General features: G+C 72.0%; 7 protein-coding genes. 4 read left to right on the top strand and 3 right to left on the bottom strand.

What is annotated here, in order from left to right; translation table 11 throughout:
• Together eccD and mycP are read left to right on the top strand one after the other, a co-directional pair.
• Window positions 1-1,066 (top strand): type VII secretion integral membrane protein EccD (gene eccD / locus A9X04_RS03625; RefSeq protein WP_082974787.1); only part of this gene is annotated, 1,066 nt, incomplete at its 5' end.
• The gene (gene mycP / locus A9X04_RS03620; protein ID WP_067917830.1) at window positions 1,063-2,364 is read left to right on the top strand and encodes a type VII secretion-associated serine protease mycosin; all 1,302 of its coding nucleotides are present in this window, start codon (window positions 1,063-1,065) and stop codon (window positions 2,362-2,364) included. The genes eccD and mycP, both read left to right, overlap by 4 nt.
• Here the strand turns inward: mycP and eccB are convergent.
• Window positions 2,329-3,699, bottom strand: coding sequence for a type VII secretion protein EccB (eccB, locus tag A9X04_RS03615; protein ID WP_067917828.1), 1,371 nt, complete (start codon window positions 3,697-3,699; stop codon window positions 2,329-2,331). The two genes, mycP and eccB, sit on opposite strands and share 36 nt — an antisense overlap.
• Before the next feature lie 119 nt (window positions 3,700-3,818).
• Between eccB and A9X04_RS03610 the strand changes: the two genes are divergently transcribed.
• Both A9X04_RS03610 and A9X04_RS03605 read left to right on the top strand, forming a co-directional pair.
• A complete protein-coding gene (locus tag A9X04_RS03610) occupies window positions 3,819-4,673 on the top strand; it encodes a cutinase family protein (protein ID WP_067917826.1) in 855 nt (284 codons plus the stop codon).
• 57 nt (window positions 4,674-4,730) lie between these two features.
• Entirely contained in the window at window positions 4,731-5,351 is a 621-nt protein-coding gene (locus A9X04_RS03605) for a cutinase family protein (protein WP_067917836.1), read from the top strand.
• On the opposite strand, the gene truA is transcribed toward A9X04_RS03605, so the two are convergent.
• Window positions 5,348-6,208: a tRNA pseudouridine(38-40) synthase TruA gene (gene truA, locus A9X04_RS03600; protein ID WP_082974784.1), complete on the bottom strand. Its 861-nt coding sequence runs from the start codon at window positions 6,206-6,208 to the stop codon at window positions 5,348-5,350. The two genes, A9X04_RS03605 and truA, sit on opposite strands and share 4 nt — an antisense overlap.
• Window positions 6,186-6,785: 50S ribosomal protein L17 (rplQ, locus tag A9X04_RS03595; RefSeq protein WP_067917824.1), on the bottom strand; the 600-nt coding region annotated here is incomplete at its 5' end. The genes truA and rplQ, both read right to left, overlap by 23 nt.

Genomic DNA, 6,785 nt, shown 5'->3' with positions numbered 1-6,785 from the left:
GGAGGCACTGGTGGCGGATCACAAGGCGGACGCGCGGCGTCGACTGGCGGCCCGGATCGCCGGTGCGATGACCGCGGGCGGCCTGACCGTCGTCGGTGCCCTGGCGCTGGCCCGAAACGTTCCCGGCGCCCACGACGCCCACGCCACGGTGGGGGTGACGACGGTCGCGGCGCTGTTCGCCTTGCTCTCCGCCGCGGTCGCCCACCGGGTCTACCGGGACGCGGTCGCCGGGCTGGCTCTCAGCGCGATCGCCACCGCGTTCGCAGGGGTTGCCGGGTTCCTGGCGGTTCCCGGCACCCCGGGTGTCTGCCATGTCCTGCTGGCCGCGACGGCCGCGGCCGCCACCTGCGTACTGGCAACACGATCCGCCGGCCGCTTCGTGGTCGCGGTGACCGCGGCGTCATGCCTCGCGACGGTTGTCGCGGTGGCCGCGTTGGTGGGCGTGCTCACTGCCGCCCCGCCGCACACCATCGGCGCGGCATCGGCACTGGTGTCGCTCGGCCTGCTCGGGGCTGCGGCACGGGTATCGGTCGTCTTGGCGGGTTTGTCACCCCAGCTCCCGCCGACCCCGGACGCCGACAGGACCGGCGCCGAGGCGCGCCTGGCGGCCCAAACGCTCCGCGCCGACGCCTGGCTGTCGAGTCTCCTCGCGGGGTTTTCGTCATCGGCGGCCGTCGGTGCCGCCGTCACCGTGGCAGCCGGAGCGCCCCGCCTGTCGTGCATGGCGTTCGGCGCCATCACCGGCGCATTGCTACTGCTGCGGGCGCACTCCAGTGACAGCAGACGGATGCCGGCGTTCGTCGTGGCCGGGATCGGAGTCGTAGGAACAACGTTCGGCGTTGCCGCCTTCAACACCTCGGGGCGCGGGCCATGGCTTGCCGCGGGGACGGCAACGCTGGCCGCCGCGGCGATGTACCTCGGCTTCGTCGCTCCCGCGATATCGCTGCCGCCGCTTGCCCGACGAAGCGTCCAGGCGCTGGAGTGGCTGGCGCTGGCCGCAATGGTCCCGCTGACCTTATGGGTCTGTGGGCTCTATGGCACCGTCCGGGGATTGAATCTCGCGTGAGGGGGTCGCGCGGCGCGCGCATCCTGTCGGCGTTGGCACTGGTGGCGGTGGTGGCCACCGGGATACCACCGGCGCAGGCGATTTCGCCTCCCAAGGTCGACGACCAGTGGTTACCGAAGCCCGCCCGCCCTGCCCCACCGTGGCCCACCGTGCAACGCGAGACGTGCGCCACGATGACGGCGGGGTCGGCGCCCGACCGGCCGGCATTGCTCCCTGAGCTGGCGCGGGTGTGGCGGCTGACCCGCGGTGCGGGGCAACGAGTCGCGGTCATCGACACCGGCGTTTCGCGCCACCGCCTGCTACCCGACGTCGTGCCCGGCGGCGACTACGTGTCCACCGGCGACGGCACCCAGGACTGCGACGCGCACGGCACCCTGGTGGCCGGGATCATCGGCGCGACAGAGGATTCGACTGCGCCCGGTTTGAGCGGGATGGCACCCGAAGCCACCTTGATCAGCATTCGGCAGTCCAGCCCCAGGTTCTCCCCCGCCAAAGATCGGTCCCGCGCAGGTGTCGGTGACGTCGACACCATGGCGAGAGCCGTCCGCACCGCCGCGGACCTCGGCGCATCGGTGATCAACATCTCCTCGGTTGCCTGCGTTCCGATCGCGTCGGCGCTGGATGACCGCGCACTGGGCGCCGCGCTGGCCTACGCCGTGGACGTCAAGAATGCGGTCGTCGTGGCCGCGGCGGGCAACACCGGCGGAGCCGGGCAGTGCCCGCCCCAGCGCCAGGATGCCGGCTGGGACAACGTCACGGTCGCGGTCAGCCCGGCTTGGTACGACGACTACGTGCTGACGGTCGGTTCGGTGGACGCCGCGGGTGCGCCATCGGCATTCACCCTTGCCGGCCCCTGGGTGGACGTCGCGGCACCCGGCGAGGCGGTGACGCCGCTGGGCTCGGAACCGGTGTCCGGCACCAGTTACGCCGCACCGGTGGTCAGCGGGCTGGCCGCACTGATCCGATCCCGGTTCCCGGCGTTGACGGCGCGCCAGGTGATGCAGCGCATCGAGTCGACGGCGCATCACCCACCCGGGGGTTGGGATCCGCTCGTCGGCAGCGGCACCGTCGACGCGCTCGCGGCCGTCAGCACCGATGCCGGTCTCGCCGCGACCACGCCGCCACGGGCGCCCGCGCCGATCGCCCCGCCGGCGCCGGTCGCATCGCCGGATGCCCACGCGCGGAACACCGCGTTGCGCGGCACCGCCGGCTGCCTCGCCCTACTGGGGATGGCGCTGGCCGTCGGGCTGGCCGCGAGCCGCCTACGGGCTCGGCGGCACCGAGTCGCGGGCGATTGAGGCCTTGTCTTTGCTCAGCTCCGGTCCCGCCGGCAGCACCCCCAGGACCGACCAGGGCGCGGGATTCGGCACAGGCAGCCCGAGGGCGCGCGCGGCGTCGTCATCGTGGATCGCGAACCGCACCCCGCTGTCGGTGACCAGGTAGCGTGCGCCGACGCGCACGTAGGCGCTCCGGCCGGGCGGCACGTACACGGCGTCCAGCGCGGGGCCGTGGCCGTCGGCCTGTGACAAGGTCAGCGGCGTATGACCGGCCGGCAGTGGGAGCCCGCCGCCGCCGAGGAACGTGACGCCGGATCGCCCCGGCGCCGCGGCCTGCCAGGAGACGCACAACGTGCCGCCGTCGTCCGAGAGTGCCGGCGCCCGGTCCGGGAAGCCGGCCACCGGCAGCGAGTCGACGATCGGAGCCGCGCGGATGGCGTCGGGTGCCACCGTGACCACGTTGGCGGTGCTCCGGGAGTTGCCGAAGCGCAGCAGATCGGCAGCCACCTCTCCGATGCGCTGGACCCCCGCGGCCAGCACGACGTAATACTCGTCACCCCCGGCCCGCACGACGCGCACCACGCTGCCCACCGCAAATCCGGGCATCGCGGCCGCCTCGTCGCCGGCGCCGCGAATCTGGAGCGCCCTGATCGGCGGCGCCTCGGGAATCGCGTTCAGCAACGACGGCGAGACGGTCCGCGGCGTGCGCCCTTCCAACCGGAGCGCGCGCACCACCGCGGCGTCGGCGACATCTACCACCGCACGCTGACCGTCGTAGAGCAGGTAGGCCGGCGAACCCCCGGTGGGTGCGACCAGAAGGGCCTGCCCGGAACCTGGGCGGGGGATCGTCGGCTCGTCGGTCCGGCCGACGATCACGGTGGTCGCGCCGGCCCCCGCCGCATCGCAGATCGTCCACGCCGACTCGTCCGCCGCCAACGGCCGGCCGATGAGTTGGGGCGCGCCCGGGATGCCCAGCAGCGGCCCGCGTTTGACGCGCGCCAGGTCCGCCTCGGGCACCGGCCGGGGGTTGGCGGCCGTCGCGGCGATCAACCGCGCCGACGCTAGGTTCAGCACCGGGTGCCAGGTGTCGCCGACCCGCACATACAGCGCCCCGGACTCTCGTCCCATCACCAGTTGGGCGTCGTCCAGCGCCACCCGTGGCCGCAGCAGCGCGACGAGCGTGACTCCCGCGACGGCGATCACCGCCAGCACGCTCCCAACCGTCAGCGCCGCCGCCGGCGCACGCGAGCGGGCGACGAGGGTGTGGATGTTTCCGCCCAGCAACGCGCACTCGATACGGCGCAGCAGGAATCGGTAGCCGCTGATGTGCAGCCACGTGGTCTGCTGAGCCGGCACCGATCCCCCAGCGTGCGTAGTCGTTGCGCACACGGTAGAGCGGCCGGCCGAGGGGCCGCTTAGCTGATCCACAGGTCAGCGAACTTTCGAACCGTGCTTAGGGTAGGTAAAGTTACGGCGTGTTTTCTCACCGGATAGGCCGCTGCGTCGGGCTCGGGGGCTCTGCGCTGGTCACCGCGTCTGGCCTGCTGTTATCCCCCGCCGCGGCGCCGGTCGCGAAGGCGTTCGACTGCCCGGACGTCGAGGTGATCTTCGCCCGCGGCACCAACGAACCGGCCGGCCTGGGCCGCGTCGGCGACGCGTTGGTGGACTCGCTGCGCCAGCAGACCGGCCTGAACATCCTGCCCTACGGCGTGAACTACGCCGCCAGCAAGCTGCAGCTGCACGGCGGCGACGGCGCCAACGACACCATCGACCGCGTCAAGAAGAGCGTGGAAACGTGCCCCAACACCAAGATCGTGCTGGGCGGCTACTCGCAGGGCGCGTCGGTGATGGACATCGTGGCCGGCGTCCCGATCGGCGGCATCAGCTGGGGCAACAAGCTGCCCGAGCAGTACGCCAACAACATCGCGGCCGTCGTCACCTTCGGTGACGTGGCCGACCGCGCCGGCGGCACGCTGCCCACCCAGAGCGCGCTGCTGGGCTCGAAGGCCGCCGACTACTGCAACCCCAACGACCCGATCTGCCACGCCGGCCCCGGTAACGAGTGGAGCGGGCACACCGAGGGCTACGTCCCCGTCTACACCACCCAGGCCGCGGCGTTCGTCGCCCAGAAACTGGCCGGCTCGAGCCCGTCCAGCCCCGCGTTCGGTCCGCCGCTGGGCCCCGTCCCGAACCAGCCCGGCGCCACGCCGTCGCCGGTGTACGGGCAGCAGACCCCGCCCGGGTCGCCGCCCTCGATCCACGGCGGAACCGACCCCGCGCCCACGCCGGCGGCGCCGACCACGGTGACTCCGCAAGCACCTCTCGTCTGAATCGTTACCGGCGCGAGACCAACGCGCCCCTAACATCGTGGGGTGCGGCTCATTCCATTGACGCTGGGCGCCGGGCTGCTCGCGGGCGCCGCGATAGTGGTTGCTCCCCAACTGCTTCCGCAGGCCTTCGCCTCCTGCCCCGGCGTTGAGGTGGTGTTCGCCCGCGGAACCGACGAACCGCCCGGTGTCGGCAAGGTCGGCGGGGCGTTCGTCAACTCGCTGCGCCAGCAGACTACCAAAAGCGTTGGCTCGTACGGGGTGAACTACCCGGCGAACAAGGACTTCCTGGCCGCCGCCGACGGCGCCAACGACGCCAGCAACCACATCCAGCAGATGGCCGGCAATTGCCCCAACACCAAGCTGGTGCTCGGCGGGTACTCGCAGGGCGCCGCCGTCGTCGACATCGTCACGGCCGCACCGCTGCCGGGCCTGGGCTTCCGCCAGCCGCTGCCGCCCGCGGCCGCCGATCACGTCGCGGCCGTCGCGCTGTTCGGAAATCCGTCGAGCCGGGCGGGCCAGCTGATGAGCGCCCTGACCCCGGAATTCGCCGGCAAGACCATCGACCTGTGCAACCCGGGCGACCCGATCTGCTCACCCGGCACCCGGTGGGCGTCGCACCTGAGCTACGTGCCCGGATTGACCAACCAGGCCGCAACTTTCGTCGCGAAGAAGGTCTAGCGGGTGCGCAGGTCCCGGGTGATCAGGTTGCGCGCCTCCAGCTGGTCATCGGCCGGATAGTCGACGCCCACCAGCGTCAGCCCATGCGGCGGCGCGGCCGCGAAGTCGCTGGATCGGCTTGTGGCGGTGAGCAATTCGCGACACCACGACACCGGGCGGCGGTGTTCGCCCACGGCCAGCAGCGCCCCCACCAGCGAGCGCACCATCGACCAGCAGAACGCGTCCGCGCTGACGTGCGCGGTGATCTGGTCGCCGTCGCGTGACCACTCCAGGCGCTGCAGTTCGCGAATGGTGGTGGCGTTCGGGCGATGCCGGCAGAACCCGGCGAAGTCGTGCAGTCCCACCAGCTCTCGCGACGCGGCGGCCATCGCGTCCACGTCCAGGGGACGCGGCCAGGCGGTGACGTAACGGGCCAGCTGCGGCTGCACCCCGTACGGGGCGGTCGACAGCCGATACACATAGTGGCGCCGCAGCGCCGAGAACCGCGCGTCGAAACCCGCTGGGGCGCGGGCGATGCCGAGCACCCGGACGTCGGTGGGCAAAAACCGGCCCAGCCGGCGCACCAACGGCTCGAATTCCGACTCGCCCGCGCGCGACGAGCGCGGGTAGGCGTACTGCAGCGCGTCCGATGGCACATCGACGTGGGCCACCTGGCCCGTGGCATGCACACCGGTGTCGGTGCGCCCGGCAGCCCGCAGCCGCATCGGCGTGCGGAAGACGGTGGTCAGTGCCTCGTCGAGCACTCCGGCGACGGTGCGCTGGCCGGACTGGGGCGCCCAGCCTGCGAATTCCGTTCCGTCATAGGCGATGTCGAGCCGCAGACGGACGGCGTCGCTAACTCTCGTCAGCCTCGTCAGCCTCGGCGGCCTTTTCGGCTTCGGCCCGCGCGGCGACGGCCTTGTCGGCCTTCTCCTCGGCCTTGGCCTGGGCTTCGGTGGCCTCGCCGGCGTCGCCGGTCTCAGCGGCTTCGGCCGTCTCGGTCACCTCGTCGGCCGTCGGGCCGACGGCTTCCTCGGGCTCGACCGCCGCCTGAGGAGCTGCCGCCGCGGCGACGGGCGCGTCAGACTTCTTGGAAGCCTTGACGCGACGTGCCCGGTCCGCCTCGGACGTCACCGTCTTCTCCCGCACCAGCTCGATGACCGCCATCGGGGCGTTGTCGCCCTTACGCGGCTCGACCTTGATGATGCGGGTGTAGCCGCCGTTGCGGTCGGCGAAGAACGGCCCGATCTCCGCGAACAGGGCGTGAACCACGTCCTTGTCGCGGATTTTCTTGAGCACCTCTCGCCGGTTGTGCAACGAGCCCTTTTTCGCATGCGTGATCAGCTTTTCCGCATACGGCCGCAGGGCGCGCGCCTTGGGCTCGGTCGTCTTGATCCGGCCGTGCTCGAACAGCGACGTGGCCAGGTTGGCCAGCAGGGCCTTCTGGTGCGAAGA

The sequence above is a fragment of the Mycobacterium sp. E3247 genome (assembly GCF_001667785.1).
GTDB lineage: Bacteria > Actinomycetota > Actinomycetes > Mycobacteriales > Mycobacteriaceae > Mycobacterium.
This window is presented reverse-complemented; position numbering and strand designations above follow the sequence as displayed.